General features: G+C 52.9%; 31 protein-coding genes. 11 read left to right on the top strand and 20 right to left on the bottom strand.

Going from position 1 to position 26,723, the window contains the following annotated elements:
- Window positions 1-22 precede the first annotated feature (22 nt).
- The 11 genes from fliP to fliF form a co-directional block, all read right to left on the bottom strand.
- Window positions 23-754, bottom strand: a complete 732-nt coding sequence (gene fliP, locus BY447_RS03510; RefSeq protein ID WP_031593200.1) for a flagellar type III secretion system pore protein FliP — start codon at window positions 752-754, stop codon at window positions 23-25.
- Window positions 754-1,152 (bottom strand): flagellar biosynthetic protein FliO, encoded by a 399-nt coding sequence (gene fliO / locus BY447_RS03505; protein ID WP_013358289.1) that lies wholly within the window; start codon window positions 1,150-1,152, stop codon window positions 754-756. The genes fliP and fliO overlap by 1 nt, the downstream gene beginning before the upstream one ends.
- 10 nt (window positions 1,153-1,162) lie before the next feature.
- On the bottom strand, window positions 1,163-1,573 hold the full coding sequence (gene fliN, locus BY447_RS03500) for a flagellar motor switch protein FliN (RefSeq protein ID WP_033783392.1): 411 nt from the start codon (window positions 1,571-1,573) through the stop codon (window positions 1,163-1,165).
- Entirely contained in the window at window positions 1,566-2,573 is a 1,008-nt protein-coding gene (fliM, locus tag BY447_RS03495) for a flagellar motor switch protein FliM (protein ID WP_013358287.1), read from the bottom strand. Before fliM ends, fliN begins: the two co-directional genes overlap by 8 nt.
- Before the next feature lie 4 nt (window positions 2,574-2,577).
- A complete protein-coding gene (fliL, locus tag BY447_RS03490; RefSeq protein ID WP_013358286.1) occupies window positions 2,578-3,063 on the bottom strand; it encodes a flagellar basal body-associated protein FliL in 486 nt (161 codons plus the stop codon).
- 127 nt (window positions 3,064-3,190) lie between these two features.
- A complete protein-coding gene (locus tag BY447_RS03485; protein WP_110330529.1) occupies window positions 3,191-4,459 on the bottom strand; it encodes a flagellar hook-length control protein FliK in 1,269 nt (422 codons plus the stop codon).
- The gene (fliJ, locus tag BY447_RS03480; RefSeq protein WP_110330528.1) at window positions 4,456-4,899 is read right to left on the bottom strand and encodes a flagellar export protein FliJ; all 444 of its coding nucleotides are present in this window, start codon (window positions 4,897-4,899) and stop codon (window positions 4,456-4,458) included. The genes BY447_RS03485 and fliJ overlap by 4 nt, the downstream gene beginning before the upstream one ends.
- A 19-nt stretch (window positions 4,900-4,918) precedes the next feature.
- Window positions 4,919-6,289 (bottom strand): flagellar protein export ATPase FliI, encoded by a 1,371-nt coding sequence (fliI, locus tag BY447_RS03475; RefSeq protein ID WP_013358284.1) that lies wholly within the window; start codon window positions 6,287-6,289, stop codon window positions 4,919-4,921.
- On the bottom strand, window positions 6,289-6,981 hold the full coding sequence (gene fliH, locus BY447_RS03470; RefSeq protein WP_110330527.1) for a flagellar assembly protein FliH: 693 nt from the start codon (window positions 6,979-6,981) through the stop codon (window positions 6,289-6,291). Before fliH ends, fliI begins: the two co-directional genes overlap by 1 nt.
- Complete coding sequence (fliG, locus tag BY447_RS03465; protein ID WP_013358282.1) at window positions 6,974-7,966, bottom strand: flagellar motor switch protein FliG; 993 nt, start codon at window positions 7,964-7,966, stop codon at window positions 6,974-6,976. Before fliG ends, fliH begins: the two co-directional genes overlap by 8 nt.
- Window positions 7,963-9,726 (bottom strand): flagellar basal-body MS-ring/collar protein FliF, encoded by a 1,764-nt coding sequence (gene fliF, locus BY447_RS03460; protein ID WP_110330526.1) that lies wholly within the window; start codon window positions 9,724-9,726, stop codon window positions 7,963-7,965. The genes fliG and fliF overlap by 4 nt, the downstream gene beginning before the upstream one ends.
- A gap of 232 nt (window positions 9,727-9,958) precedes the next feature.
- Here fliF and fliE point away from each other — a divergent pair, with 232 nt between their 5' ends.
- From fliE to BY447_RS03445, 3 genes are all read left to right on the top strand, one after another.
- The gene (gene fliE, locus BY447_RS03455) at window positions 9,959-10,270 is read left to right on the top strand and encodes a flagellar hook-basal body complex protein FliE (protein ID WP_013358280.1); all 312 of its coding nucleotides are present in this window, start codon (window positions 9,959-9,961) and stop codon (window positions 10,268-10,270) included.
- Between the two features lie 681 nt (window positions 10,271-10,951).
- Entirely contained in the window at window positions 10,952-11,368 is a 417-nt protein-coding gene (locus BY447_RS03450; RefSeq protein WP_033733050.1) for a PH domain-containing protein, read from the top strand.
- 337 nt (window positions 11,369-11,705) lie between these two features.
- Complete coding sequence (locus BY447_RS03445) at window positions 11,706-12,047, top strand: hypothetical protein (protein WP_110330525.1); 342 nt, start codon at window positions 11,706-11,708, stop codon at window positions 12,045-12,047.
- 29 nt (window positions 12,048-12,076) lie between these two features.
- On the opposite strand, the gene BY447_RS03440 is transcribed toward BY447_RS03445, so the two are convergent.
- On the bottom strand, window positions 12,077-12,433 hold the full coding sequence (locus BY447_RS03440; protein WP_110330524.1) for a hypothetical protein: 357 nt from the start codon (window positions 12,431-12,433) through the stop codon (window positions 12,077-12,079).
- Between the two features lie 392 nt (window positions 12,434-12,825).
- On the bottom strand, window positions 12,826-13,026 hold the full coding sequence (locus BY447_RS03435) for a hypothetical protein (protein WP_095707010.1): 201 nt from the start codon (window positions 13,024-13,026) through the stop codon (window positions 12,826-12,828).
- Between the two features lie 319 nt (window positions 13,027-13,345).
- Between BY447_RS03435 and BY447_RS03430 the strand changes: the two genes are divergently transcribed.
- On the top strand, window positions 13,346-13,594 hold the full coding sequence (locus tag BY447_RS03430) for a hypothetical protein (RefSeq protein ID WP_013358269.1): 249 nt from the start codon (window positions 13,346-13,348) through the stop codon (window positions 13,592-13,594).
- A 65-nt stretch (window positions 13,595-13,659) separates the two neighbouring features.
- Here the strand turns inward: BY447_RS03430 and BY447_RS03425 are convergent, their stop codons facing one another.
- The gene (locus BY447_RS03425) at window positions 13,660-14,292 is read right to left on the bottom strand and encodes a helix-turn-helix domain-containing protein (protein ID WP_013358268.1); all 633 of its coding nucleotides are present in this window, start codon (window positions 14,290-14,292) and stop codon (window positions 13,660-13,662) included.
- Window positions 14,293-14,428: 136 nt separating this feature from the next.
- On the opposite strand from BY447_RS03425, the gene BY447_RS03420 reads away from it, so the two are divergent.
- From BY447_RS03420 to BY447_RS03410, 3 genes are all read left to right on the top strand, one after another.
- On the top strand, window positions 14,429-14,812 hold the full coding sequence (locus tag BY447_RS03420; RefSeq protein ID WP_033783371.1) for a hypothetical protein: 384 nt from the start codon (window positions 14,429-14,431) through the stop codon (window positions 14,810-14,812).
- Window positions 14,799-15,140 carry a DUF3618 domain-containing protein gene (locus BY447_RS03415; protein WP_033783370.1) on the top strand — a complete coding sequence of 114 codons (342 nt, stop codon included), beginning with the start codon at window positions 14,799-14,801 and terminating at the stop codon, window positions 15,138-15,140. The genes BY447_RS03420 and BY447_RS03415 overlap by 14 nt, the downstream gene beginning before the upstream one ends.
- Window positions 15,141-15,291: 151 nt before the next feature.
- Window positions 15,292-15,558 carry a hypothetical protein gene (locus BY447_RS03410; RefSeq protein WP_110330523.1) on the top strand — a complete coding sequence of 89 codons (267 nt, stop codon included), beginning with the start codon at window positions 15,292-15,294 and terminating at the stop codon, window positions 15,556-15,558.
- A gap of 38 nt (window positions 15,559-15,596) precedes the next feature.
- Here the strand turns inward: BY447_RS03410 and BY447_RS03405 are convergent, their stop codons facing one another.
- Window positions 15,597-15,836: a DinI-like family protein gene (locus tag BY447_RS03405; RefSeq protein ID WP_003854508.1), complete on the bottom strand. Its 240-nt coding sequence runs from the start codon at window positions 15,834-15,836 to the stop codon at window positions 15,597-15,599.
- A gap of 175 nt (window positions 15,837-16,011) precedes the next feature.
- On the opposite strand from BY447_RS03405, the gene iraP reads away from it, so the two are divergent.
- The gene (iraP, locus tag BY447_RS03400) at window positions 16,012-16,311 is read left to right on the top strand and encodes an anti-adapter protein IraP (RefSeq protein ID WP_013358264.1); all 300 of its coding nucleotides are present in this window, start codon (window positions 16,012-16,014) and stop codon (window positions 16,309-16,311) included.
- A 191-nt stretch (window positions 16,312-16,502) separates the two neighbouring features.
- On the opposite strand, the gene BY447_RS03395 is transcribed toward iraP, so the two are convergent.
- Entirely contained in the window at window positions 16,503-16,826 is a 324-nt protein-coding gene (locus tag BY447_RS03395; protein WP_008926858.1) for a DUF6388 family protein, read from the bottom strand.
- A 241-nt stretch (window positions 16,827-17,067) separates the two neighbouring features.
- Here BY447_RS03395 and yedD point away from each other — a divergent pair, with 241 nt between their 5' ends.
- Entirely contained in the window at window positions 17,068-17,541 is a 474-nt protein-coding gene (yedD, locus tag BY447_RS03390) for a lipoprotein YedD (RefSeq protein WP_110330522.1), read from the top strand.
- A gap of 71 nt (window positions 17,542-17,612) precedes the next feature.
- Here the strand turns inward: yedD and amyA are convergent, their stop codons facing one another.
- From amyA to fliD, 4 genes are all read right to left on the bottom strand, one after another.
- Window positions 17,613-19,094 (bottom strand): alpha-amylase, encoded by a 1,482-nt coding sequence (gene amyA / locus BY447_RS03385; protein WP_110330521.1) that lies wholly within the window; start codon window positions 19,092-19,094, stop codon window positions 17,613-17,615.
- A 102-nt stretch (window positions 19,095-19,196) separates the two neighbouring features.
- Window positions 19,197-19,562: a flagella biosynthesis regulatory protein FliT gene (gene fliT / locus BY447_RS03380; protein WP_033783364.1), complete on the bottom strand. Its 366-nt coding sequence runs from the start codon at window positions 19,560-19,562 to the stop codon at window positions 19,197-19,199.
- Complete coding sequence (gene fliS / locus BY447_RS03375; RefSeq protein WP_110330520.1) at window positions 19,562-19,969, bottom strand: flagellar export chaperone FliS; 408 nt, start codon at window positions 19,967-19,969, stop codon at window positions 19,562-19,564. The genes fliT and fliS overlap by 1 nt, the downstream gene beginning before the upstream one ends.
- A gap of 8 nt (window positions 19,970-19,977) precedes the next feature.
- Window positions 19,978-21,396, bottom strand: coding sequence for a flagellar filament capping protein FliD (gene fliD / locus BY447_RS03370; protein ID WP_110330519.1), 1,419 nt, complete (start codon window positions 21,394-21,396; stop codon window positions 19,978-19,980).
- Window positions 21,397-21,732: 336 nt separating this feature from the next.
- Between fliD and BY447_RS03365 the strand changes: the two genes are divergently transcribed.
- Both BY447_RS03365 and BY447_RS03360 read left to right on the top strand, forming a co-directional pair.
- Window positions 21,733-22,938 (top strand): FliC/FljB family flagellin, encoded by a 1,206-nt coding sequence (locus BY447_RS03365; protein ID WP_110330518.1) that lies wholly within the window; start codon window positions 21,733-21,735, stop codon window positions 22,936-22,938.
- Between the two features lie 208 nt (window positions 22,939-23,146).
- A complete protein-coding gene (locus BY447_RS03360) occupies window positions 23,147-26,668 on the top strand; it encodes a glycosyltransferase (protein ID WP_110330517.1) in 3,522 nt (1,173 codons plus the stop codon).
- Window positions 26,669-26,723 lie beyond the last annotated feature (55 nt).

Below are 26,723 nucleotides of genomic sequence, written 5' to 3'. Positions count from 1 at the left end.
TGCTCCGGTAAGAAAAGGGGGATCAGGAGTAGAAGCTTTGCGCCAGTGAACCGACCAGCAGTTGCCAGCCATCGACCAGAACAAACAGCATCAGTTTAAACGGCAGCGCAATGGACGCTGGCGGAACCATCATCATCCCCAGCGCCATCAGCACGCTGGCGACCACCAGGTCGATGATCAGGAACGGGATAAACACGGTAAAGCCAATCTGGAACGCGGTCTTCAGCTCGCTGGTCACATAGGCGGGCAGCAGAATACGCATGGGCACCGCTTCAGGACCGGCAATTGGCGCGGTATTTGCCAGACGGGCAAACAGGGCTAAATCCGCTTCACGGGTCTGACGCAGCATAAACTCGCGCAGCGGCTGGGCACCTTTATCAATCGCCACATCCATGCTGATCTTGTCCTGGCTGAACGGCAGATAGGCATCCTGATAAATTTTGTCGAAGGTCGGCGCCATAATAAAGAAAGTCAGAAACAGCGACAGACCGAGCAGCACCTGGTTAGGCGGTGCCGACGGCGTGCCCAGGGCATTTCGCAGCAGGCCAAACACAATGATGATACGGGTGAAGCTGGTCATCATCAGCAGCACGGCCGGAATAAAGGTCAGCGCAGTGATAAAGACCAGTGTCTGAACCGGCAGTGACCAGCTCTGACCGCCGTTAGGCAGCGAGTGACTCACCAGGCCCGGCAGCTGGGCATGGGCAACCGGTGCCAGTAGCAGCAGTGGCAATAAAGGAAGCAGTCGACGCATCATTGTGGTTTTCCGGGACGTTTAACCAGATTCTGTAACAGCTGACGAAAATCCTGTGGCGCACGGTCAGATGGCGTCACAGCGACCGGCTCACCCGGCGGCAGCGTATGCAGATGAGTAATCTGCTGGGCAGTGACGCCCAGCACCAGACGCGCGTCAGCAGTATCGATAATTACCACCCGCTCACGCTGGCCCACTGAGACGCTGGCCGTGAGTTTCAGCTCCTGACCGCTGACCTTTTTCGGCGCAAAGCCGGCACGGCGTGCCAGCCAGGCGCAGGCCAGAATCAATAAAATAATCACTGCTAACACGCTGCTGACCTGGGCCAGCATTGAACCGGTCGAAATCGCCTGTGCGTGCGGTGCAGCCGGTTGCAGCGTTTGATTCTGGCTATTCATAATGTGACTCTTAGCGACTCAGGCGACGCATACGTTCAGACGGGGTGATGATGTCAGTGATACGAACGCCATATTTGTCGTTCACAACCACCACTTCACCCTGTGCAATCAGGTAACCGTTGATGAGGATATCCAGCGGCTCACCTGCCAGGCCATCCAGTGCGACTACAGAACCCTGCGTCAGGCGCAGCAGCTCTTTGATGGTCATCTTGGTGCGGCCCAGTTCGACGGTAAGTTTTACCGGGATATCCATAATCAGATCGATATCCTGCAGCGATCCCGCAACGTTGCCGCTGTCGAATGACTTAAAGACGTCATCGGTCTGCGGCGCACTGCTGCTGCTGCCGACCTGCTCGTTCATCGCTTCAGCCCACAGATCGTCCGCAGAGATATCGTCAGACGGTTTATTACTGTCAGTCATGGGGCTGTTCCTCGTTAAGCGAATTCAGAATCGGGTTAATCAGGTGTTCGACACGGAGCGCATATTGCCCATTCATCGTGCCATATTGGCTGGTTAATACCGGGACGCTATCGACATGGGCGATAATGCGTTCCGGCTTCTCAATCGGCAGCACATCACCGGGTTTCAGCTGCAGAATCCGTGACAGACGCAGTGACGTTTCGGCAAAGTGAGCAATCAGTTCCAGCTCAGAGTGCTGCACCTGTTTGACCAGGTTATCGCGCCAGTGGTTATCTTCCTGACGGGAGTTTTCGAGCGGTGGGTTCACCAGCAGCTCGCGCAGCGGTTCAATCATTGAAAACGGGATGCAGATATTAAACTCACCCACCAGGTTACCAATCTCCACCTGGAACGGCGTGTTAACCACGATGTCGTTCGGTGAAGTGGTGATGTTGGTGAACTTCACCTGCATCTCTGAACGTACATACTCGACGTCCAGTGGATAAATAGCCTTCCATGCGTCGCTGTAACCATCCAGCGCCAGCTTCAGCATGCGGCGGATAACGCGCTGCTCGGTATGGGTAAACTCACGGCCTTCGACTTTCGTCGGAAAACGTCCGTCACCACCAAACAGGTTGTCGACGGCGATAAACACCAGGCTGGGTGAGAACACCACCAGCGCCGTGCCGCGCAGCGGTTTCAGGTGGATCAGATTCAGGTTGGTTGGCACCGGCAGATTGCGGGCAAACTCGTGATACGGCTGAATCTTGATCGCCCCGACGCTGATGTCCGGGCTACGGCGCAGCAGGTTAAACAGCGTCATACGGAAACTACGGGCAAAACGCTCGTTAATAATCTCCAGCGCCTGCAAACGCTCGCGCACCACGCGGCGCTGGGTATTCGGGTCGTAAGGGCGAATATCGCCCTCCGGCCCGTTTTGTTTCTTTTCTTCTTCCGCGCTGCCACTGTCGCCGTTTAAAAGGGCGTCAATTTCAGCCTGGGAGAGAATGCTATCGCCCATTGATTCACCTCAAAATGAAGGCAGTAAACAGCACGTCGTTTACGGCCTGCGGAGGTTGACCTTTTACCAGCGGAGGTGTCAGCGCCTGTTTGATTTGTTCAACAAGCGCCTGTTTTCCTTGCTCTGTCGCCAGCGCCGCAGCACTCTGACGCGAGAGCAGCAGCAGCAGACGGCTGCGCACCTCAGGCAGATAGTCATTCATCCGACTCCGGGACTCCTCATCGGCCAGACGCAGGGTAAAGCCTACGTAAAGCACGCGGTCAGGATCGTTGTCGGGATTGACCAGGTTAACCGTAAATGTATCAAGTGCAAAAAAGACCGGAGCGGGAGGCGGTTCAACTTTCGCCACCTCAGGCTTATCGCCCTCGTGTTTATTCATCATTCGCCAGACTGCATAGCCTGCCACGCTGCAAGCGGCCAGCGTCAGAATGATCAACACTGGTATTAAGATTTTACGTTTGCTGCCTTTTGCTTTCGCGTTATCAGACATGGTGCAGTTACTTCCTGTGAATTATGGGCAAGCCTCTCGGCTCACGGGACAGATTATCCGCGTCTTAAGTCAAACCAATGGGTAGAAAAGACGCGGGTTTTACGCTTACCTTCAGCGTTTGCCGCTGTCAGGCGAAAGTGTCGACGGCGCTGTTGCCGCTAACGCGAGCCTGAAGGGCAGCGGGAACGGCAATCGGCGTAATGTCGGTGTCACTGTCCTGGGTGAGGGAGAAGCGGCCATGCTGTCCGTCGCGGCGCGCCTCCTGTTGTTGCTGGAATTGCTGGCCCTGCGCGGAACTGTCACTGCTCACCTGACTCTCGCCCAGGTTGATTCCGCTCTCTGCCAGCGCGCTGCGCAGCTGCGGTATCGCGGCTTCCAGTGCCGATCTGACGTGGCTATGGCTGGAAACCAGACTAATTTGCGCCTGGTCGTTATCCAGCTTCAGGCTGATCTGGATAGCGCCAAGGTCTTCCGGATGTAAACGCAACTCCGCGTTCTGCTGGCCGTTGCGGCTGAACATCACAATCTGCTGACTCAGCGCCTGCTGCCACTCGTCGCTGCCCAGCTGTGAATTCAGCATCGGGGTGGACGGGGTGCTGCTGGTCGCGGAGGCGGTCACCGGCGCGGGCAGACTGCTGGCGCTGGCGAACGGCGTGGCGCTGATCGCGTTGTCGCTGGTGCTGGCTTTAATCGCACTCTGATCATCCTGCTTCACCATATTGCTCAGCGCCTGCTGGAAACTGCTGTCAAGCGTCAGGCCGCTGCTGGTCGTACTTTGCGCGGCGGGCTGACTCTGACTGGCAGTGCTGTTCACGGCAGGTGAGTTCTGTGTGGCACTTTTAACGTCGTGCTTCTCATCTTTACCCGGCGCAGGGCTCTGCTGTTCGCTGTTCAACAGTTGCGTCAGCGAGGTCTGACTTTTCCGGCCGGTGTCGGTCTGGGCAATCAGCTCACCTGCTTCACTGCTGACCGGCGTCGAAGATGTCGCTGTTGGCGTCACCGCACCCGGTAACATGGCGAACAGGGCCTGCACATTCTGCATGTCACTGGCGCTTAAGAGTGTGGCCTCCGGCTTGTCTTTATCATCGGCTGATTTTGACCCAGCTTTAGTATTTTCCGGTTTAAACAGGGCGGTCAGTTCAGCAGGATTATCCAGCGCCGCCATCAGCGCATTCAGCGGCGCCTTCGGTCGGGCTTCTTCTGCAGTTTCTGCTTTTACATCAGGGGATTGTGCCGCTTTTCCCTGCTGTTTCGCCAGGCCTGCCAGTTGATTTCCCAGCGTGGTCAGAAAGTCCTTTGGCAGGGCATCAGCCCCTGCTGCAAGGTCCGTCGTGCCTGATGGTTCCGCGTCGGTTTTAGCCGCCGCTTTTATGCCAATGTGTGGCAGCGTAATCATTCACCTCTCCTCGATGCGGCCCGTTGGGCAAATTCATCCATCCGTTTCTGATCGAGACGGTTTTCCTGTCGTAATGCATTTTCCGCTGCCCGCGTTATCAGGGTCTGATAGGCGTTCAGCCGCTGCTGTTTGTCGCGCCAGTTGATCAGCGCCTGCTCCAGTCGCTGATTCCAGGTATTCAGCTGGTTGCGGTGCTGCTCAATCGCTTTTTCCAGCGTCTGAATAAACTGGTGATAGTTCGTCCAGCGGGTGCTGGCGATGCCGGACGACATGTCATCGTTAAGTTTGTTGCGATACTCATCCTGATAATCAAGCAGCATCGTCAGCTGCTCGTTAGCAGCGTGCTGGCCGCGGCGCATATCGCCTAAATAGATGGCGGCACGTTCGAGATCCTGCTCCGCTAAGTCGCGCAGCGTATCAATGGCATTTGCAGTTTTCATTGCCGTTACCTCGCGTTAATTACTGTGACGAGCCAAACAGCGCATGCAGATGCAGGCTGGCGTCGTCATAATCGCTGCGCTCAAAGATGCCCTGTTGCAGGAAGGCTTCCATCTGCGGATAGAGCCTGATGGCTTTATCGAGCATCGGATCGCTGCCGGCGGCGTAGGCCCCGACGCTGACCAGATCGCGGTTACGCTGGAAGCTGGAGAGCAACTGCTTAAACTGGCGCACCTGCGCATAGTGGTTCTCATCGATCAGCGAGGTCATCGCACGGCTGATCGAGGCTTCGATATCAATAGCCGGATAGTGACCCGCTTCGCCAAGCCGGCGCGACAGCACGATGTGACCGTCAAGGATGGCGCGCGCGGAGTCCGCGATCGGATCCTGCTGATCGTCGCCTTCGGTCAGGACGGTATAAAAGGCGGTGATCGAACCGCCGCCGTCGATGCCGTTACCGGCACGCTCAACCAGCGCAGGCAGTTTAGCGAACACGGAAGGCGGGTAGCCTTTGGTCGCCGGAGGCTCACCAATCGCCAGCGCGATCTCACGCTGCGCCATGGCGTAGCGGGTCAGTGAATCCATAATCAGCAGCACATGCTTGCCGCGATCGCGAAAATCTTCAGCGATACGGGTGGCGTAAGCGGCACCCTGCATACGCAGCAGCGGCGACACATCCGCCGGGGCAGCAATGACCACCGAACGGGCGCGGCCTTCAGCACCCAGAATGTTTTCGATAAAATCTTTAACTTCGCGGCCACGTTCGCCAATCAGACCGACCACGATAACGTCCGCTTTGGTGTAGCGCGCCATCATGCCGAGCAGCACGCTTTTCCCCACGCCTGAACCGGCAAACAGACCCATACGCTGCCCGCGACCGACCGTCAGCAGGGCATTAATGGCACGCACGCCGGTATCCAGCACGTCGGTAATCGGCGTCCGTTGCAGCGGGTTAAACGGCGGGGTGATCAGCGGTGCGCGATAGCCGGTATCCGGCGACGGCAGGCCGTCCAGCGGTCGGCCGCTACCGTCGAGCACGCGACCCAGCAGTTCCGGCCCCAGCATCAGCTGTTTGCCCGCCTGCGGGTTGTCGCCGTTCTGACGCGCATAGACCCGCGCACCCGGTAAAATGCCGTCCACTTCTTCCAGTGGCATCATCAGCAGTTTCTGACCGTTGAATCCCACCACTTCACTTTCGATTTCGCTGATGGTTTTGCCATCGTTGCGTTCGATGATGCAGGTCGCACCCAGCGGCAGCTGTAAACCGGTCGCTTCCAGCACCAGGCCGGTCGCGCGGGTCAGGCGGCCATAACGGCGCACTGGCTGCACCTGGGTAATGCGTTTTTCAAAGGCGTCGAGCGAGCCCAGCCAGCGGTTCAGACGGGTGGTCATCAGATTTCTCCCGGCGCGGCAAGGCGGCAGAGTTCCTGCCAGCGCGTTGCGACGCTGGCATCCAGATCGCCATCTTCAGCGCTGAGTTTGCAGCCGCCAGGGTGCAGGGTGCTGTCTGCGATCAGCCGCCAGCCGTGCAGGTCCAGCGTCGGACCTAAAGTCTGCTCAATACGCTGTAAGTCGTCCGGGTGAACACGCAGCTGCGGTTTGCCGCTGAACATCGGTTCCTGCTGCAGTAGACCCTGAATCTGGCGCAGCAGGGCGGTGCCATCTACCGTAGTGGCCTGCCCAATCACCGAGCGAGCCGCTTCCAGCGCCAGCTGCATCAGACGGGCAGCAATCACGCTGTCCAGTGACTCCAGCGTGTTCTGGAACTCCGTCACCAGCTGCTGCATCCGCGCCTGAAGCGGCGCCTGCTGCTGGTGGGCATCGGCCAGCCCCTGCTGAAAACCGGCGTCGTAGCCCGCTTTCTGACCTTCGGTCATACCCTGCTGATAGCCTTCGTTGTAACCCTGGCCCTGTGCCTCTTTGCGCATCTGCTGCTGCAGACGTTCGAGCTGCTGTTGCTGCTCATCCACGCCGTCTTCAGCTTCGAAAATTTCTGGCTGCAGCTCCGGTTCAGGCTCGTCAAAACGGCCTAAATCAGTGGGCTGCCACAGCTGCCAGGGGCGGGCAGAAAATGCATCAGACATAGGTTTCCTCGCCACCACCAATCACCATCTCGCCCGATTCGGCCAGGCGACGGACCACCAGCAGGATCGCTTTCTGTTCGTTTTCCACGGCGGACATACGCACCGGACCGCGGTTGGCCAGATCGTCGCGCAGGATATCGGCCGCACGGGCTGACATGTTCTTGAGGAACTTCTCGCGCAGAGGCTGTTCGGAACCTTTCAGTGCAACCAGCAGCTGCTCGGACTCCACTTCCTGCAACAGGCGCTGGATGCTGCGGTCGTCTACTTCCACCAGATTTTCGAACAGGAACATCTCGTCGATAATTTTCTGCGCCAGTTCGCCATCGAAGTCGCGTACCGCTTCGATAACGGCCTCTTCCTGCTGTGTTTTCATCAGGTTGATGATCTCGGCTGCGGTTCTCACGCCGCCCATCTTCGCGCGCTTGAGGTTGGTGCCATCCAGCAGGCCATTCAGCACCTCGGTCAGTTCGGCCAGCGCGGCTGGCTGCACACCACCAAAGGTGGCGATACGCAGCATCACGTCGTGACGCAGGCGTTCGTCGAACAGCGCCACAATATCGGCGGCCTGACCACGCTTGAGGTGGACCAGGATGGTGGCGATGATCTGTGGATGTTCGTCGCGGATAAGGTCGGCGGCCGCCTGCGGCTCCATAAAGTTGAGCGTTTCCATCCCGCTGGTGGTTTCGCGCGTTTCGAGAATGTCCTCCAGCAGGCTGGAGGCACGCTCTTCGCCCAGCGCCCGGGTCAGCACCGAACGCAGGTATTCGTTGGAGTTCAGGCTCAATGCAGCAAACTGCTCAGCATCGGTTTCGAACTCACGCAATATTTCAGTCAGCTGCTTGTGTGACACCTGACGCATGTTGGCCATCGCCGCGCTGAGGTGCTGTACTTCACGCTGGTTCAGGTGTTTGAAAACTTCCGCAGCGCGCTCTTCGCCGATGGTCATCATCAGGATGGCGCTTTTTTCGGTTCCGGTCAGACTCATAGTTCTTTACTCATCCATTCGCGAATCACCAGCGCAACAACGCGCGGATCGTTTTCTGACATGTCGCGGATGCGTTGACTCATCACTTCTGCGCTCATGCGGTTGTTAGACTTACGTTCCTGATCCAGCTCATCTTTGCTGAGCTGAACATTAAAGGCTTCTTCTTCTGGCTGTTGTGCAGCGGCGCGGGCAGCAACGGCTTCTGCAGCGGCTTTCTCGGCGGCCTGCTTACGAACCAGGTGCGGACGAACCAGTTTGCGGTAGAGAATAAAGGCTACCAGGGCAATCAACAGCCACTTACCGGCGTTCATCAGCTGATCAAAGAAGGACTGCTGTTGCCAGAAGGGCAGATCGGCGGTCACTGTTTCAGTGGTGTTGAACTGCGAGTTCACCACGTTGACGCTGTCGCCACGCGTCTGGGAGTAACCCATCGCTTCGCGGGTCAGGTCTTCAATCTGCTTCAGCTGTTGCTCGTTCAGCGCAACCGCTTTGCCTTTATCATCTGCACGGAAGTTCACGACGACCGCAACCGACAGACGCTGTACGTCGCCGACGTTAACTTTGGTATGACGAATGGAGCGATCCAGTTCGTAGTTCACCGTGTCGTCACGACGCGAGTTGGTGGGTGCTGAGCTCGCTGCTGCTGTGCTGGTGGTCTGGCTGGCGTTGTTTGCCGCATTGTTCTGACCATTCGCGGCCTGACCGTTGGCCGCATTGTTCTGACCATTCGCGGCCTGACCGTTGGCCGCATTGTTGTTTGGCGTCGTGACCGGCGCGGTGTTGGCTGGCGCAGGCTGGTTAGAGAGTGCACCTGGCACGCCACCCGGATAAGGGCTGCCTGACTGATCGCTGGTGCTGGTCTGACGCGAACGGATCGCCGTATTCGACGGGTTAGCGTTAGGCTGATATTTCTCGTCGGTCTGCTCGCTGGTGTCGAAGTTAATCTGCGCGGTAACCTGCGCATGCACATTGCCCTGGCCGAGAATCGGATTCAGAATCGCTTCGATACGTTGCTGGTAGCGTGCTTCAACTTCAGAAGAGTACTTCAGCTGCGCGTCATTCAGATCGCGACCGGCGTTATCAGAACGGGTCAGCAGGCGACCGGTCTGATCGACCACGGTGACGTTGCCCGGCGGTAAACCGGCGACGCTGCTTGAAACCATGTGGGCGATGGCCTGAATCTGGCCTTCATCCAGCGCACGGCCAGGCTGCAGGGTTAAGGTGACAGAGGCGGATGGCGCTTTCTGCTCACGCACAAATAAGGTTGGTTTTGGCATCGCCAGATGAACGCGGGCGCTTTTGACCGGACCCAGTGATTCGATGGTGCGGGCCAGTTCGCCTTCCAGCGCGCGCTGGTAGTTAACCTGCTCGCTGAACTGGCTGATACCGAACTTCTCTTTATCCAGCAGCTCAAAGCCCACCGAGCCGCCTTTTGGCAGACCCTGCTGAGCCAGACGCAGACGCAGCTCATGCACGTTCGCTTCCGGCACCATCAGTGCGCCGCCATTTTCGGCAAAGCGGTAGGGAATGTTCATCTGCGTCAACTGGGTGACGATGGCGCCGCCATCTTCATCAGTGAGGTTGTTATAAAGGACGCTATAGCTGGGCTGCTTCGCCCACAGCACCATCGCGATCACGATCGCCACCACGGCAGCCGCCGCGACGATTAAAGGAATACGCGGATTTGCGCGCAGGCGAGCGAGCAGGTCACCGAAGCCTTTCTTTTCTTGTTCTGTTGTGGCGGCTGTGCTCGCATTCATGACCGATTCCTGCCTGACGTAATTGACCGGGTAAGTTGAGATGGCAAAACAGACTCCCTGACCTGCGTAGATAAAATTTCCACTTCAATGCCAGGCATTATTAGGTGATAAGCAAAATTCGATGGCTGGATAAGGTAGGTTTTTTGCTGTCATTTAGCGGCTTTGTCTCATTGACAACGTGCTAACTTTTCCTCACATCAAAAATGTCATCCTCTTTAATAAGGTATCGTTCATGTCCATTCAGGCAATTGACGGCGTACTGCAGCAGCTTCAGGCGACCTCACTGCAGGCCAGTAACCGCAGCAGTGAAGCCACTAATCAGATCGATTTCGGTGCGACCATGAAAGCGGCGCTGGATAAGATCAGCGAAACGCAGACCACCGCACGCACCCAGGCGCAGGATTTTGAAATGGGGAAACCCGGCATCGCGCTGAATGATGTGATGGTCGATCTGCAGAAATCATCCATCTCCATGCAGATGGGGATTCAGGTCAGGAACAAGCTGGTGTCGGCGTATAGCGAAATTATGAATATGCAGGTTTAGGCGGGTAACTGTCTGAAGCTGTTAAGGTTTATAATACTGCCACTTTGATGAAGCACGTATGTAGCACAAGATCGCTCATTTTCGTGTTGATGAGTGAGAGCTGGTCGTATGGCTCTTACATTCAGGTGCAATAAACCCGGTATCTCTTCTGGGCAATGGGATAACCCCTTTGCGAAGGGACGATGCCCGGGTTTGCACCTACAGGGGTTATGCAGCATCAGAATGTGCGGCGGGCTTTTCGATGACGAAGGCTTTCGCGTTTTAATGCGCCGGTTCATATCTGCCCTGATGAATGCTGTTCATTAGTAAAATTCAGACGGCTGTTGGTTAAATTAACGCGGGAGGATATTTTTTCTCATCACGTCGCTCGTCATCCCCACTGGTAAGAAAGCTAAATAAGTTCTGAAGATACTCTTCCTCATTACATTATTACCTTTAAGTTGCATAACTAGCCTGCCACAGGCTCTCCAATTCAACCTGATCACCTTTACATTCTTTGATCCCTATGGGGCAGATATTAACGTTAAGGCAATGCAGACCAACATAAACCAACTGAAAAGCTCAGATAGCTCAACAGAATTAAGTTAAATTTATTAATCTCAATGGGAATTTTCCCATAAGTATTCCAAAATAATTAGAAAGTGTTAATATTCTTGACTTCATTGCTTTGGGGATAACGGAATGTCATATATTGATTCAAATTTGGTTGGAAATGAAGCTGTCCTGTATCGTGGCCAGGTAACATTGTGGGCATGGTTGCCATGGTTAATTTGGGGGGTAATTCTGGGCGTGACAACTATTGTTGGGTTCCTGTTAATCCCTCTGGGTTATCTGATTATCAGATCAAATGAAGCTGGTGTTACAAACAAGCGACTAATAGCCAAGTCTGGCTTGATTCGACGAGACACAGTAGAAATTCCAATAAAAAAAGTGTCCAGTCTGCAAGTAAAGCAGGGCATCATTGGTCGGATGTTAGGTTATGGAACGCTAATCATTAGCGATGTAGGCGCTGCACATGCCCCTATAAGATACATAAGAGAGCCTTTGAAGTTCAGGCAAAGGTTTTTTGAGGTTCAGGAGGAGTTAGAGAACTCCTGAGCAAAATGCAAACCCGCTTCGGCGGGTTTTTTATTCGTTGGAGCAAAAATTTAATTTGTTCAAAGTCACTGACAGATTAAGACCTGATAGTCCTATCAGGCCGCAGCTTCTCTGCGCACCGATATTTTACCTGATCATTCAGTTTTCTTCAGGCCTGATAGTGGCGATATGGCAAGTTTAGTGATCAAAGTGGCGGAACTTTTTTGCTGGCGACATTCATTTATCTTTATTGCATGCTGCCTTGGCTATACTCCTTGTTATAAAAAGTTAAGTAAGGATTTTATTTTCCATCACAGTCAATCCAACATCTCACTACCCATCAGCAGGACGCCTCCTCATGCTAAAAAAACTCATCCTTATCGCATCGTTAATCAGCTTATCGGCTTCAGCCTTTGCCGCCACACAGTGCGGGCCGTTTAACCTTCAAACCGATAAAAGTGGCTGGTTCTCAGTCAACGGGGAACGCGCGAAGACCCAGAAGGTCACGTTTTCAAAAGAGAAGGGCGATTACGACAACGCCACGATAAAGTTGCTGGTTAAAAACAGCAAAGCGCCGGGAATGGTAGACATGGAGCTGACGAATCTTGAGGGCAAAGGAATGTTAAGGGCGCAAATCGTCCGCACCAGTCAGAGTCAGATCCGCATACGGGGACTCTATGATTGCGAACCGGCAAAATAGACTGACCAGCAACCAGCCCGGTGATGCCGCTAACGCATGGTTTTGCAGTTAGTCATCATCGCTGAAACCAGAGCGCTGATAGCTGGCGCTTTGGGATCGTAGTAAAACGTCGCACGGGTCTGATGATGGCTGAACCTGGCAATTTCAATCCAGGCAACGGTTTCATTATTCTTTTCGAGGTTATATCGCTTCGTGCCATCTGGCAGCGGATCATCCTGCTCCAGATAAGCCCGCTGATTCTGTGCCATTTCGTTAAGGCAGGATTCAACCTGATAAGGATGACCGTCGAACCAGGCGGTCTTCGTTTCCGGGTGCAATCCAACCCGACCCATATCCACGCATCCGCTCAGCAGGCTTACGCCCAGAGCAATTATTAATCTATTCATGGCATCCTCTCTCATTATTATTTTTCCGGTTAATCTGCGCCCTTAAGGCATGGTCACGGACCTGTGATAACTCAGCCTGAACCAATAGTACAGTACTCAGCTTCACCAATTCATGAACACAGTATATACCCGCGATATTCTTAGTTAACTGAGGCCGAATGGCATGGTCAACTTACGGAAAATGAACAAAAACTGGCTGCCTGAAAATACCCTCAGGGTTTAGTGAACAGTCTGTCAGGGGATTTTTGCCTTGGTAAAACAGGAAGGTAACGAAGGGATAAGAAACGATATTACACAAAGCTTTCCTGGTCTGGGAATACCGGCGTACCGCTTCCCTGAGGTTTACTTAAGCAACGGTAGCCAGCGCGCCCGCCGGGCGCGCCATCTGCACATCAACCTGCTTTGTAGGGATCTTTCTTATCATCCTGGCTGTCATCGTTTTTACGCGGCACTTCACCATGATCTTTCGGCGCATCAGTGGCAGGATGATCATCTTCTTCATAGGCATTGCCCGCGTTTGGCGCAGCTTCCGGCAGGCTTTTGCTGACATCACCTTCTTTCTTACGTTCTTCATTCGTATTGTGCTTAAACATAACTCACTCCTTTTGTTCCAGTGCCTTAAGTCTAGACCAGCCCTGACATCGCGCATTACATCGGGCTCAGGAGAGCAAAAAAAGCCCGCCAGAGGCGGGCTAATCGGAGTTTCTCTCATACTGAACACGTCATTTTTCGATGTTCGGGTGTGTGCAGCACAATCATGCTAACGGGAAAAGTTTGATGCAGAAATGGACAAATCTGTCATATCACCTGCGGCAGGTCACATTCCCGACGATAAAAATGTCGATAAATAAATTCGATTGAAGAGATTAATAAAAGGCATATAGTGACCTGCGTTACCAGGAGATAGAAATTATGTTACGAGACTATTTAAAGATTGAAGCAGAAGACCAGCTGATTGAACAGCGCACACTGAGCCTGAGAAATCGTGGTCAGGAAGAGGTGACGGAGTGGATCATTGTGAGCCGTCAGGGTGTCAAAAAAGGCGGCGTGACCCTGTTCGACAAACTCAGCACCCGCCGCTCATGGCCAGTCAACTATCGCATTATGCAGACTGATTTGCAGGGCAAGGTAGTGGTGGATCAACTGGTCGACGCCCTGTAGTTGCACGGCTATGACTCTGGCGACTGTTGTTCGCTGAAAAGCTAACCCGCACCCGGCGGGTTTTTTTATGGCTGCCGATAGCGGCGTAATTCAACCAGTGTTCCAATCAGTTGCAGGCTGTCCCGGCTTGAATGCAGCTCGGGAAAGTTGATATTGACCGGAGCCAGTTCAAACTGCGCAACACCCTCTTCACTGCCTCGCTGACGCCAGGTGCGCAGCAGGGCATTCTGTTGCTGCATTGCCAGCACGCAGTCGCCGGGCTGAGGTGCCAGGCTGGGATCAATGATCACCACATCCCCCCGCAGAATCGCGGGCGTCATCGCCTGTTCTTCTACCCGGATGGCGAAACTCTGTTGCGAAAGCGCCATATCGTTGTGCATCAGTAGCTCATGCCGCACAGAGCTGGCGTCGTTCAGCCATTGTGCGACATCGCGCTGAGAAAGCAGCGGGATCTGGTGCAGGCCAGCCCAGCTATTTTCGCTGAAAACAGGACCATCCCCATCTATCAGATAAGCCGGCGTGCAGCCCAGCGCTTCGGCAAGCCGAAGCAGGTTTTCACCGCGCGGCAGCGTCTCCTCTTTTTCCCATTGTGAAATAGCTACATGGGAAACTTTTACCTGTTGCGCCAGTTGCTTCTGCGTTAATTGCAGTGATTTACGTCGGAGTCGGATGCGGTCACCCAGCGTTTCGTTTTTCATCAGCTTGACTTTTTAGTTGAGATTGACTTAAGTATACTTAACTCTGGTATTTAAGCAATCTTAAATTCAGGGTGGAGGACGTGGCTGTTCTGCACGCAGTGTGTTCCAGAGACCTTACCGGACAAAGGGGTGTGGCATGGAAAGTAGTCTGATTACCAGTATGGGTGCATTAGTTCTGGGTGGGGGGGCGGCTGCACTGTTCTGGAAACCGTTATTGGCGGGTATTGCGTCAATCGTAACCAGTAATCGAGCCGGCGGCGAAATTATTACCAGCTACAAAGAGCAGGTGGTATTGCTGAAAGAGAGCAACCTGTTGATACGGGAGGAGAACGATGAGTTACGTGAACGTCATGACAGAAATCTGCGACGTATTGCGACACTCGAAACAGATCTGCGGTTAATCAAGAATGCCGTAGGTATTTTACTGGCAATGACCGAAACCGATCAGAACGATAAATTTCGTAATGAGATTGATCGGCTGATCTCAACTCTGGAGGATCGCAGCGATGTCAACGATTAACAGGCTTAAGGCACCTATGTCATACCAGCGCAAAGTTATCCTCGGCTGCATTCTGCTGAGCTGTTCGATGATTTGCATCCTGATGACGATTATTTTTCTTTACGTCAGTAACACGGCAAATAAGCGGGTTGAGGAGATTCGGGCAGATTATCGGGTTATCGCGGCACGGCGTGATGACCGGGTGGATTTGCTGACCAGTCAGGTTGCAGCATTACAGCATAAGCTTGATGTGATACCGGAGCGCGTCGCCGACAAAACGATCACAAAAGTGAAAGAAGTCGTGATTGAGAAGGAGATGCCATCCGCGAAATCCATGGAGAAACCGTAACTTCCGATTATTCTTAGTGCGGCTTCGCTATTATCGACTAGTTTTAAATCTCCGGACGACATTTTGTATCTGAACTGACGTCCGCTGATTGGCCGGTTGATGAACCGCTAAGCCTAAACACTTTTGATAACTGACCAGAAGGAAATTTAGCATGAGCGATTCAACAGAAACCAAAACCAAAAATGACTATCTGCGCGATGTGACTTCGCAGCTGAAAGAGATGCGCCACTATGCGCAGACCAACACCGAAAACCTGTCCAGCCATTGGTTAGCGTTTGATGCGGGTGAGTATAAAGACAAGACGAACGCCGATCGTATCGATGCGTTATTGAATAAGCAGGGGAAACTGCTGGAAGATCTGGATGCCGCCATTCAGGACATCGAGATTGAAATTAATCACAGTGAGCAGGAGAGCTAATTCATCTCCCGCTGACTGATGCGGTGGCCGCTAAAGGATTAGTCGGCCACCAGCCACATTTCCGCTTCGTCGAACATCTCTTCAACAATACGCGCAACTGTCGCCTTGTCGTTCTTACTCAAATCAGTATCAATCGCGTTACGTTCCATCGGCTTGACCTTAACTTCGATGTCAGGAAACACCCGATGTACCCGCTTTTCCAGCTCCTCACGAATCATCTCGCGAGCACCCGGTAAACCGGCAACGTTGCGCTTGTCATAAATCAATTCAACAAACATGATGGCAATCCATTCAGGGCAAAATCGCTGATATATAATACTGTAAATAAAAACAGTAGCAAGGCAGTGCGCCTGATTTTGCGTAAATTTTTATCTCGCTCAAACCTCAATCTTCGACTAGCAAAATGCGCACGCATCGCGACATAATGTCGGCTTACTTTTCAGGAGGTCCGCGATGCGACAACTGGTCATTGATATTCTGCTAAAGCTGGCAAAGATGGACGTCGACGCAAAAGAGTTGACGGCGCAGCTTGAAGCGCAGTCCCTGCTGGTTGCAGCGCTACTGGTACAGGCGAAACAGGACAACTCGCTGACCATTACAGAAACGGTGCAGGATGCCATTATTACCGCTTCGCAATCGTCGACCGAGTTTCTGCAGTCGGATGTTGATCTGCTGCTGACGCACATCAATCGTCTGCTTGCGGTTGCAAGCTATGTAGAAGTGAAAGGCAAAGCCACGGAAGAGCGAGAGTAGGGCCATTTATCAATACGCCTCCGGAGAGGAAAGCCCGGCAACCTCTCCGGAGGCAGTGAAGATGCTCTGCCTGTAAGGGCAATCATCACCTGCGGCATGACGTGAAAGTATCGCGTTGTACTCTACTGCTTCATCCGATGCTGTACGGCAGGCTGAAAGGTGTAATTTACACCTGTCCTGTGCATTGAAAATTACAGCTCGTTTTTGATGCAGAACTCTTCCCAGCTCATCCCCAGCGACTCAGCATGAGATTTAAGATAGGTCTCGATAGCCTCAGCCGCTACCGCTTTATCCGGCTCAGCGAGCTGAATAGAAAAAATCATCCCATCCAGATTTTTCTGCCGCAAAAAGGCTGCATAGATGCGTTCGGCATGCCATTCACGAAGTTGTCGCAGCGACAGATTAGCGGCACGGGCATCACTCTCCGTCAACTCATCCAGTGCAGACTGAAAGTCGGGATGCGCGGTAAAAAACATTTCACGTGCCTGGGCATAGTAGGCTTCTGGCGTTTTCATATTTATATTCCTGAAAGTCTGATGCAGCGCGTCAGTGTATCGGGTTGTCTTCCGCTTGTCAGGCGTGCCAGAGCCCATTCCCACTGCCAGCTGCCGATCAAAAAGCTGATCGGTCTCCTGGCTCAAGGGTAAATTCTGCTGTAAACAGTCGCTCGCGGGTGTCTGAACAGCCAGATACCTTGCGCTACGCGGTGGAAAAATTATAACGTAGCCGCCATTGACGCGATCTTAGGGATTAAACATGAAAAAGTGGATGCTGATTGCCGCGCTTGCACTGAGTGGCTGTGCGCAAATCAACGATTATGAAAATGCGGTACAGACGCCGGCACCGGCTGATTTGCAGGGGAACTGGCAAACCGTCGGCCCGCAGAGCAGCCTGATCAGCGGACAGGCCATGGCCAGTCTGATTATCAATGCGGATGGCAGCACGCTGGATTGCCGTCAGTGGATGCGTGTGATTGCGAAGCCAGGCAAACTGACCCGTCTGAACGGTGACTATGTCAACGTGACGCGCAGGATTCGCGTGATGCCGCTGGTCGTCGATAACAGCGAACTGAACTATGACGGGCTGACCCTGCGCAAGGTGGCGCGTCCGACAATAGAGTGTCAGCAGGCCCTGGAAGAAGTGGCTAAACAGCCGAAAGCCGCAGTGATTCAGAATATTGAACCGCAGCTGCTGCGCACGCCGATTACTGAACATAACGCGCAGTCGTAACCGCCGCCCATAAAAAAACCGCCCCGGCAGCGCATGCGTCTGCCGGGGCGGTTTTACGTTTACTCAGTCAATTATTCTGCTACTACCCAGACGCTGACGCTGCCACCGTTACAGACAAAGACTGCGGTACCGTGCTCGTCTGCGATAATGGTCTCTTCACGGTTGCCCAGATGATCGCGCCAGACCTTACCGGCAAAGCCTTCGCCCATCGGCACACTTTTCTCGCCCGCATCGCCGTTCGACATGATCACCACACAGCCAGGCTGCGTTTCGGTACCGCTGCGGCTGAACGCCACGCAGTTGGGATGATCAAAATAGTCGGTCTGTACGCCCCAGCCATACTGCTGACGCGCCCGGATTAATCCTTCGAGTTCAGGAATGACCGGCATCTCAATTTTGTGCGTCTCGCCGTCGCCGCCCTCATCTTCGTAAGTCGCCCCGAACAGGTCAGGATAGAAAATGGTCGGCACGCCCTGCTCACGCAGCAGGATCAGCGCATAGGCCAGCGGTTTGAACCAGGCCTCTACCGGCGCTTCCAGCGACTGCAGCGGCTGGGTGTCATGGTTGGCCACGATCGTCACGGCATGCCACGGATCCGCCACCACCAGCGAGTTAGCAAAAATCTGGCTCATATCGTAGGCGCTGCCTGCGGTAGAGGCCTGATGGAAGTTCATGTGCAGTGGCGCATCAAACAGCATGGTTTTGCCTTCCACCTGATGCACATACTCCTGCAGCTTCTCGGTTTCAAACGACCAGTACTCCGCGACGATAAACATCGGTTCTTCGGCGACTTCCTGAATATGATCGATCCACTCTTTATAGAACCAGGCCGGTATATGTTTTACCGCATCCAGACGGAAGCCGGTGCAGGGCACCTGTTCCATCACCCAGCGCGCCCAGTATTTCAGCTCTTCCCTGACCGCATTGTTGCGGAAATCGATGTTGGCACCCATCAGGTAGTCGAAGTTGCCCAGCTCGTTATCGACCTGATCGTTCCAGCCTTCGGTGGTATAATCGTTGATGATTTTGAAGACGCCGTTTTCGTCCGGGTTTTCGATGTGATCTACGCCGCTAAAGCATTTGTGGTCCCAGACAAATTTCGAATATTCACCTTTTCGTGCCGGAAAGGTGAATTTTGTCCAGGCTTCACATTCAACGACCTCGTCATAGATTTCATCACGGTTGTCCGGGTTGACGCGGTTTACGCTGATCGCCTCTTTCTCGTCAGCGCCCATTTTGTGGTTCAGCACCACATCCAGCAGCACCCCAACGTTGTGGCTGCGCAGAGCTTCTGTCGCCGCCAGTAACTGCGTTTTGTCGCCATATTTAGTGGCAACGCCGCCTTTCTGATCAAATTCCCCGAGATCGAACAGATCGTAGCTGTCGTAACCGACAGAATAGCCCCCCGAATCCCCTTTGTAGCTCGGTGGCAGCCACGCCATGGTGATACCAATTTCGCTGAGCCAGGCCGCGCGAGCGGCAACTTCCGGCCACAGTTTGCTGCCATCCGGGTAATACCAATGGAAAAACTGTAATAACGTTGGGTTTTGCATGTACCACACTCCTGGGGGATGATGAAAATCAAGTATGGAGTAAGCGGCAGAAAAGAGACGCCGCGCAGAAAAATAAATCTGGCGGCGTAGCAGAGCAGGGGATCAGGAGAGGGTTTCGCGCGGCACCATTACAATGCCGCCCTGACTGGCATAAGCGGACATCACTGATTTCTGGCGACTGTTCTGACCGACCAGTGAGGCCAGCTCATCCATCCGCGCCTGTAGCAGGCGTTTCACTTCGCTTTCGTTGTCGAGGATACGGCGCAGTACCGGACGTAACTGCTCCTGCGTCTGCGACGAGGGCGATACCGCCTCTGTCGACTGGGCTAAGTTCTGCACCGCACTGACATACTCCATCTCCCGGCTGATCAATTCATCCCATTCGCCTTTTACTGCATGACGCAGCATTCCCTGGCTGAGATCGAGTAACTGTTGGTAAACGGCAATCAGATGCGGTGCAGTAGTCATTAAACGGCGTCCTGAATCAGGTTAGGTTGAACCACTTCTTTCCACGCGTCTGCGATGTTGCGCAGCAGGCCTTCGACCTCCTCGACCGCGGCAACATCATTGTGCAGGTTGGCCTGCAACAGGCGACGCGTCATGTAGTTGTAAAGATCCAGCAGATTGTCTGCCAGCTCATCACCACGGTTTTCAGCCAGGCCCTCTTTCAGACCCGCTTCGATAATATTGATGGCTTTGGAGATGGAGCTGCCTTTGCCTTCGATATTGCCATCCTGCATAAACAGACGGGCGCGAATTAACGCGCTCAGTGCGCCGTCGAACAGCATCACGACCAGCTGCTGCTGGCTGGCGCTCATCACGGCGCTTTCTACGCCAATTTTTGCATAGGCTTTGGTGCCTGTAGCGCTGTACATGGTCACTCCTATGATTTACTTGAAGAACTTGAGGTATCAAACTGTTGTGTCAGATACGTACTGGTCGAGTTAAGTTGACTGATGGCCAGATCCAGCTGGGTAAACTGTGTTTTGTAGCGTGCGATATCCGCATCAATGCGATCGCTGGTGGTGTTGTAAAGGGTGGTCAAATTATTCAGCGTCTTGCTGACACCATCGGTAGCCGCCTGAATAATCCCTTTCGTTGCCAGCCAGTCAGTCAGTTTGCTGTCGATTTTGGCGGTAATGCCGGTTTTACCGTCACCCACGATCATCTCTTTCACGCCCGCCGCATCTTTATCCAGGGCGGCGCTCAGCTTGGTCGAATCCAGTTTTAATGAACCGGTAGTGGGATCGGTGGTTACACCAATCTGACCCAGTGATTTATAAGAAGATGAGCTTTGCGCGTTGGTAAGCATGCTTTTCAGCTGAGTCTCAATAGTGCGTAACGTGCTGTCACCCAGCAGGGCACCATTACTGGAGTCCTGTTCGTCACTATTGGTATCGACTTTGGTGAATTTAGTGAGGGTATTGAACTGATCCAGCAAGGTGTTGTAGGCATCCACCCAGGCACTGACGGCGCTTGAGGCTTTAGACGTGTCCTTGGTAATGGTCAGCGTCTGACTGCCAACCGTCTGTGCAGTCAGATTTAAAGTAATTCCTTCGAGCGCATCACTGATCTGGTTGCTGCTGTTCTCAATCGCAACGTTGTTTACCGTCAGCTGAGCATTCTGTGCTTTAACGCTTTCAGTCATCACATTGCTGCTGGCGGATGCGTCAAAGCCGACAATTCCCTGCAGCGTGTCGTCGCCGGTGACGGCAATCGTTGCTACCGCATTGTCACTGCCGGTTTTGTTGGCACTCATAGAGAGACGAAAGCTGCCATCGGAAACTTTAATGATGCTGGCGGTAATACCGGCATTCGCACCATTAATAGCGTCACGCATACCGGTCAGTGAGGTCTGATCGGCCGAGAGCGTCACGCTTTTGCTGGTGCCATCTTTTAAGGTAATCGCGATGCTACGGCTGGCCACCGAACTGTCGCCCAGTGCGGCAGTGTTGCTGCTTTGCACTGCCGAGGTCAGGACCTGCGCCTGGGCCAGCTGCGTCACATTAATTGCATATTTTCCGGCCACGGTGCTGCTGCCAGAAGTGGTGGCACTGAACGCTGTAGAACTACTGCTGGCAGTTGTAGCGGTAAACAGGTCCGCACTGTTCAGCGTAGTGTTCGCGGTCTGAAAGGTCGTCAGTGAACTTTTCAGGGTGGCATAGGCACTGAGCTTAGCCGTATAAGCTGACTGTTGTTTTGAAATCGGTGTCAGTGACGCTTTTTCAGCGGTGGTCAGGCTGTCAAGCATGGTACTGAGTGGCAGGCCGGAACCCACACCAAGGTTAGAAATACTAGCCATGTTAATTCCTTTATAAGGTCGACAGGGAAATTGTTACCTGGGTTATCGGCCTTGAATAAGGAAAGTTTAACGTTATTTGCCTTAGGGTAATGAGGTAAATAAGTACTATAGAGAAGGGTAATTCAGCGACTAGAAAATTAATGAATCAGGTCTAAAGAAGTTCGGCGGGGTGGCGATAACTTAAAACGTGACAGGCTGAAGCAGAAAAATTCGCCTGGTACTAAAAAAATTCTAAAGGTTGTTAAACGGCAGACGATAACAACTTTGACGGCGCTGAAGCCGGCGGGTTGAAGCCCACACCTTAACCGAAAGACTTGATTAACAGGAAAATTTATCATGGCCCAAGTCATTAATACCAACAGCCTCTCGCTGATCACTCAGAACAACATCAACAAGAACCAGTCAGCTCTGTCTACTTCAATGGAGCGTCTGTCTTCTGGTTTACGTATCAACAGCGCGAAAGATGACGCTGCTGGTCAGGCGATTGCCAACCGTTTCACCTCTAACATCAAGGGCCTGACTCAGGCTGCTCGTAACGCCAATGACGGTATCTCTGCTGCGCAGACTACTGAAGGCGCGCTGTCAGAAATCAACAACAACTTACAGCGTATCCGTGAGTTGACTGTACAGGCTTCAAGCGGTACTAACTCAGATTCTGACAAATCTTCAATCCAGGACGAAATCAAATCACGTCTGGACGAAATTGACCGCGTATCGGGTCAGACTCAGTTCAACGGCGTGAACGTGCTGGCTAAAGACGGCAAAATGAACATCCAGGTTGGCGCTAACGATGGCGAAACCATCACTATCGACCTGAAAAAAATCGACTCTAAGACCCTGGGTCTGGATAGCTTCAACGTGAACGGTCCTGCTGGCACCCCAACTGCAGCTGGCGCAACAGAATTCAAAGCGGCTTACGGTTCTACTACCAACGTAACTGGCGCAACTGTTGCAGAATCAACTGCTGATGAGCTGTCTACCCGTCTGGGTGTAGCTGCCTCTGGTGTTGCTGTAGACTCCGGTACTGTCTACAAAGATGACAACGGCAAAATGTTTGCTAAAGTCACCGTGACTTCAGGCAGCGATGCGGAAACTAACAACCTGAAAGCAAACGGCTTTGATATCGCCAGCGGCGCTGCAAATGCTAAAACTTTCTTTGTTGCTGTTGACCCGCAGTCAGCTGATACCACAACCACTACTGGCACTGCAGCGTTCAAACTGGACACGACTAACATGAGTCTGTCCAGCCTGACCTCAGGGGCATCAGCTAACCCACTGGCTAAGCTGGATGAAGCGATTGCAAGCGTGGATAAGTTCCGTTCTTCACTGGGTGCGATTCAGAACCGTCTGAACTCAGCCGTGACTAACCTGAGCAACACCACGACTAACCTGTCAGCTGCACAGTCTCGTATCCAGGATGCTGACTACGCAACTGAAGTTTCAAACATGTCTAAAGCGCAGATCGTACAGCAGGCTGGTAACTCAGTGTTGGCGAAAGCTAACCAGGTTCCACAGCAGGTTCTGTCTCTGCTGCAGGGCTAATCGATTCCCACGGAATCAACGTGAAAACCCCGCCTCGGCGGGGTTTTTTTATGCCTGAAAAATAGTCCTGCGTTGCCGTTCTGGCAGATTAGGCCCTCTTTGCTGTTTTACTTCTCCGATTGAACCCAGGCACAAAGATTATGCTAAAGCAAAATGTGCGCTGCTCTCAGTCGGTCATGACTCAGAGGAGTCAGTGAGAGAGAGTAAAATGCATCAACATGATCTTGTCAGCATCATCATTACCGCAGGCGCGTCAGCCTGGTTTACAAACGCACTCGATAGCGCGCTCAGCCAGGATTATCCGCATATTGAAATCATTGTGGCTGATTACAGTAACGCGCCTTTTATTCAAAAGAAGCTACAGGGTTATCTTGCCCGATACGGCCATCTTCTCCGCTATTTAAACATCGATGACGGGACGGTACCGGTTTATCAGGCTGCCGTCAGCGCAGCGCGCGGAAAATATATTAAATTCCTGTCAGATGCCGATCTCCTGAAACCTGTCTGCGTCTCCACATTAATCTCAGGCCTGATTGCACATCCTGAGTGTCGTGTGGCGGTCTCCAGTCGGGAGCGGGTAGGCCCACAGGGTGAAGTGCTGCCCGAGCTTATCTCAACAGCGGCTTTGTACAGTGTAAACAGCATTTTTAACGGCCAGGATTTGCTGCGTAATCAGACACTGAAAGCGTACAGTCTTCCGGGAGAAATGACCGCCGCGCTGTTTTACCGCGAAGATCTCACCAGCAGCCTTATCGATGACTCACTACTCACCACCGTAGAGCCGGCATTGCAGGCGGTCCCGGCGCTGGTTATTTTTCACCATTTATTGAGGCACAGCCACCTTCTCTGGTTTGCCACGCCGTTGTGTAGCATTCGTGCTTCAGATGTGGAATTTCAGCCTCATCAGCGTGAAAGTAACGATATTTTCAGAGAAGGGCGAGAGGCGTTATATGAAAAGATCCGTAACGAAAGCTGGTTTAATGATGTCGACCATGCGCCATATCTGGCGCGCGTTGCTTCTCGGGATCGACCTGATCTGTTTGGCCTTAAAAATCTTTCTGAAGAGCAGCAGACGAACTTTACCTTAGACACGCTTGCGACGTGGAGAGCTTCACGCACCCTGAATCCATTGCAGCATAATATGTTGGTGGAGCTTGCCGCGATGCACACGCATCCCGTCAGCGTGCTGGTCGTGATTACGGTTACAGAAGAGACCGTCACCGGTCTGGATACACTTTTAAAAACGATCGGCCAGACAGCGACAGTGGGCATCCGGTTTGAACCGGTTATCGTTGCCCTCGACGTAACGCCTGACACGGACACCGAATGCTATGCCGCAACAGAGCAGAGCCGAATCAGTGTCATCAATCAAATCATCCATGAACGTGAAGAGCATTGGGTCATGTTTCTTGAGGCAACCACTGTTCTACACGCCTCCGGTATGGTCGCATTGAGCAAAATGCTGCTCGTTCAAAACCATTATTTAGCATTGTATGCGGATGAATTTTTTTATATCGATAATGCACCACTCGGTGCCGCTTTCAGGCCCGATTTTAATCTTGATTTACTGCTTAGTTCGCCCAAAACGATGGCGCAACACTGGTTATTCCGGCGAGAGCTGCTGTTAGCGGCGGAAGGACTAGATGCCAATTATCCTGCTTCAGCAGAGTTTGATCTCATTGTTAAGCTGATTGAATCTCAGGGGTTTGAGTGTATCGGTCACCTCGCTGAGCCGTTGTTAACAGGTCATCTGAAAAGCAGAGATATCCTTGAAGATGTGGCGATCATTGAGCGACATTTGCATAACCGCGGCTACCCGGATGGACGGGCGGCATTAGATAAATTCTTCAATTACCGTTTACGATACAACCATCCCGATAAGCCGGTTGTCTCAATCATCATTCTGGCTAACTGGGATCTCGCCTCGCTGATTAGTTGCGTCACGACCGTGCTTGAAAAAACCACCTGGCACCAGTACGAGATGATTATCATCTCTGATAATCAGGGTACGCCTGAGCGGGACAAATGGTTGTCAGATATCGCCAAGATTGATCCTGCCCGTATAAAAACGGCAAGCTTTAACGGCGCATTCAGCCACAGTTTGATGGCGAATCTCGCCGCTGAACAGGCCACAGGTGATTATCTGCTTTTCATGCATTGTGAAATGGCGGTCACTGACGGTGAATGGGTCGACAATCTTCTCAATCATGGTCAGCGGCCCGAAGTCTTTGCCGTTGGAGGAAAGCATCTCTCGTCTGACAATAAAATCAGGCATGCGGGTTACGTCCTGGGTGTAAACGGTGCAGTGGGTGAAGTCTTCAGGGGGAATGACGACAACGCCCCCAATTATCTGGGACGCATGAATGTCGATCAGAACTACAGTGCCGTGTCGGGTGATCTGGTGCTGATGCGCAAATCGGTATTCTACGAACTGGGTGGATTTGATCAGGACAAGCGCTTATATGCTGATGTTGATCTGTGCCTGAAGGCACGCGAACAAGGTTATCTTACGGTCTGGACACCCTATGCCCGTCTGCATCGTCCCGCCGCGCGCACCAGCCCGTTCCCGGATGAAACCGTGCAGGCGTCCAGTAAATTAAAGCAGCTGGAAGAAGACAAAATTTATACTGAGTGGATGCCGGTTGTGGCCAGTGATCCTGCGTATAACCCAAACCTTTCAATGCGAAGTCGTCACTTCGAACTACGAAATGACGATATTAACTGGCTGCCGGTCAGAGCAGAAAATCTGCCCACTTTCCTTGCGCATAATGCCGATATTTACGGTTGCGGACATTACCGTATTACTCAACCGCTCGAGGCGATGATAGCGGAAGGTGTTGCTCAGGGAAAAAGCGGCATGACACTTCTGACGTTAAGTGAGATGGGGCAGTTCAGACCCGATAGTCTGATCATTCAGCGCCGTTATTCACCCGCCTTCCATAACTGGATGGAGCGGATTGACAAGCTTCATAACGTTTTCAAAGTGTTTGAGTTGGACGATTACATTATTAATTTGCCTATGAAGCATCACGGCCGTCGTGCGTATAAGCAGGAGACAGCAAAATTAATCCGCAAAAGTCTCAGCTATTTTGATCGCTTTGTCGTCTCCACTGCGCCACTGGCTGACGCAATGCGTGATATGCATCCTGACATTGTTGTGGTCAAAAACCGGCTTCCTCTGAATGCCTGGGGAAAACTTGAATCCCTGCGTCAGCAGGGTAAAAAACCGCGCGTGGGCTGGGCTGGTGGAGTCAGCCATCGTGGCGATCTTGAGATGATCTTCGATATCGTTCGTGAATTTTCAGAGGATGTTGAATGGGTCTTTATGGGTATGTGTCCGGATAAACTCCGTCCCTACGTGCACGAAATACACAGTGGCGTTGATCTCACGCTTTATCCTGCCGCGCTCGCGTCGCTCAATCTCGATCTGGCGCTGGCACCGGTGGAAGACAATATCTTTAACGCCTGTAAAAGTAATCTGAGATTACTTGAATACGGTGCCTGCGGGGTGCCGGTTATCTGCAGTAACGTTGCCTGTTATCGGGACGATAATCTGACGGTTACCCGTGTTAATAACCGGTTCATTGACTGGCGCGAGGCTATCCGGATGCATCTGGCTGACCCGGATGCCAGCGCAAAAATGGGGATGGAATTGCAGGCTGAGATTCGACGTAACTGGATGCTGACCGGTGAGACCCTGCGTCTGTGGGCAAAGGCATGGCAGCCCTGATTCCTTTCGGCAGCTGTTAACTTTTCAGGCTATCCAATAAAAATTTCAGATGGCC

The sequence above is a fragment of the Pantoea sp. JKS000250 genome (genome assembly GCF_003201065.1).
In the GTDB taxonomy this organism is placed as follows: Bacteria; Pseudomonadota; Gammaproteobacteria; order Enterobacterales; family Enterobacteriaceae; genus Pantoea; species Pantoea vagans.
This window is presented reverse-complemented; position numbering and strand designations above follow the sequence as displayed.

Coding starts and splice junctions, on each gene's coding strand:
- fliP (WP_031593200.1), bottom strand. CDS start 754: ATGCGTCGACTGCTTCCTTTATTGCCACTGCTGCTACTGGCACCGGTT.
- fliO (WP_013358289.1), bottom strand. CDS start 1,152: ATGAATAGCCAGAATCAAACGCTGCAACCGGCTGCACCGCACGCACAG.
- fliN (WP_033783392.1), bottom strand. CDS start 1,573: ATGACTGACAGTAATAAACCGTCTGACGATATCTCTGCGGACGATCTG.
- fliM (WP_013358287.1), bottom strand. CDS start 2,573: ATGGGCGATAGCATTCTCTCCCAGGCTGAAATTGACGCCCTTTTAAAC.
- fliL (WP_013358286.1), bottom strand. CDS start 3,063: ATGTCTGATAACGCGAAAGCAAAAGGCAGCAAACGTAAAATCTTAATA.
- BY447_RS03485 (WP_110330529.1), bottom strand. CDS start 4,459: ATGATTACGCTGCCACACATTGGCATAAAAGCGGCGGCTAAAACCGAC.
- fliJ (WP_110330528.1), bottom strand. CDS start 4,899: ATGAAAACTGCAAATGCCATTGATACGCTGCGCGACTTAGCGGAGCAG.
- fliI (WP_013358284.1), bottom strand. CDS start 6,289: ATGACCACCCGTCTGAACCGCTGGCTGGGCTCGCTCGACGCCTTTGAA.
- fliH (WP_110330527.1), bottom strand. CDS start 6,981: ATGTCTGATGCATTTTCTGCCCGCCCCTGGCAGCTGTGGCAGCCCACT.
- fliG (WP_013358282.1), bottom strand. CDS start 7,966: ATGAGTCTGACCGGAACCGAAAAAAGCGCCATCCTGATGATGACCATC.
- fliF (WP_110330526.1), bottom strand. CDS start 9,726: ATGAATGCGAGCACAGCCGCCACAACAGAACAAGAAAAGAAAGGCTTC.
- fliE (WP_013358280.1), top strand. CDS start 9,959: ATGTCCATTCAGGCAATTGACGGCGTACTGCAGCAGCTTCAGGCGACC.
- BY447_RS03450 (WP_033733050.1), top strand. CDS start 10,952: ATGTCATATATTGATTCAAATTTGGTTGGAAATGAAGCTGTCCTGTAT.
- BY447_RS03445 (WP_110330525.1), top strand. CDS start 11,706: ATGCTAAAAAAACTCATCCTTATCGCATCGTTAATCAGCTTATCGGCT.
- BY447_RS03440 (WP_110330524.1), bottom strand. CDS start 12,433: ATGAATAGATTAATAATTGCTCTGGGCGTAAGCCTGCTGAGCGGATGC.
- BY447_RS03435 (WP_095707010.1), bottom strand. CDS start 13,026: ATGTTTAAGCACAATACGAATGAAGAACGTAAGAAAGAAGGTGATGTC.
- BY447_RS03430 (WP_013358269.1), top strand. CDS start 13,346: ATGTTACGAGACTATTTAAAGATTGAAGCAGAAGACCAGCTGATTGAA.
- BY447_RS03425 (WP_013358268.1), bottom strand. CDS start 14,292: ATGAAAAACGAAACGCTGGGTGACCGCATCCGACTCCGACGTAAATCA.
- BY447_RS03420 (WP_033783371.1), top strand. CDS start 14,429: ATGGAAAGTAGTCTGATTACCAGTATGGGTGCATTAGTTCTGGGTGGG.
- BY447_RS03415 (WP_033783370.1), top strand. CDS start 14,799: ATGTCAACGATTAACAGGCTTAAGGCACCTATGTCATACCAGCGCAAA.
- BY447_RS03410 (WP_110330523.1), top strand. CDS start 15,292: ATGAGCGATTCAACAGAAACCAAAACCAAAAATGACTATCTGCGCGAT.
- BY447_RS03405 (WP_003854508.1), bottom strand. CDS start 15,836: ATGTTTGTTGAATTGATTTATGACAAGCGCAACGTTGCCGGTTTACCG.
- iraP (WP_013358264.1), top strand. CDS start 16,012: ATGCGACAACTGGTCATTGATATTCTGCTAAAGCTGGCAAAGATGGAC.
- BY447_RS03395 (WP_008926858.1), bottom strand. CDS start 16,826: ATGAAAACGCCAGAAGCCTACTATGCCCAGGCACGTGAAATGTTTTTT.
- yedD (WP_110330522.1), top strand. CDS start 17,068: ATGAAAAAGTGGATGCTGATTGCCGCGCTTGCACTGAGTGGCTGTGCG.
- amyA (WP_110330521.1), bottom strand. CDS start 19,094: ATGCAAAACCCAACGTTATTACAGTTTTTCCATTGGTATTACCCGGAT.
- fliT (WP_033783364.1), bottom strand. CDS start 19,562: ATGACTACTGCACCGCATCTGATTGCCGTTTACCAACAGTTACTCGAT.
- fliS (WP_110330520.1), bottom strand. CDS start 19,969: ATGTACAGCGCTACAGGCACCAAAGCCTATGCAAAAATTGGCGTAGAA.
- fliD (WP_110330519.1), bottom strand. CDS start 21,396: ATGGCTAGTATTTCTAACCTTGGTGTGGGTTCCGGCCTGCCACTCAGT.
- BY447_RS03365 (WP_110330518.1), top strand. CDS start 21,733: ATGGCCCAAGTCATTAATACCAACAGCCTCTCGCTGATCACTCAGAAC.
- BY447_RS03360 (WP_110330517.1), top strand. CDS start 23,147: ATGCATCAACATGATCTTGTCAGCATCATCATTACCGCAGGCGCGTCA.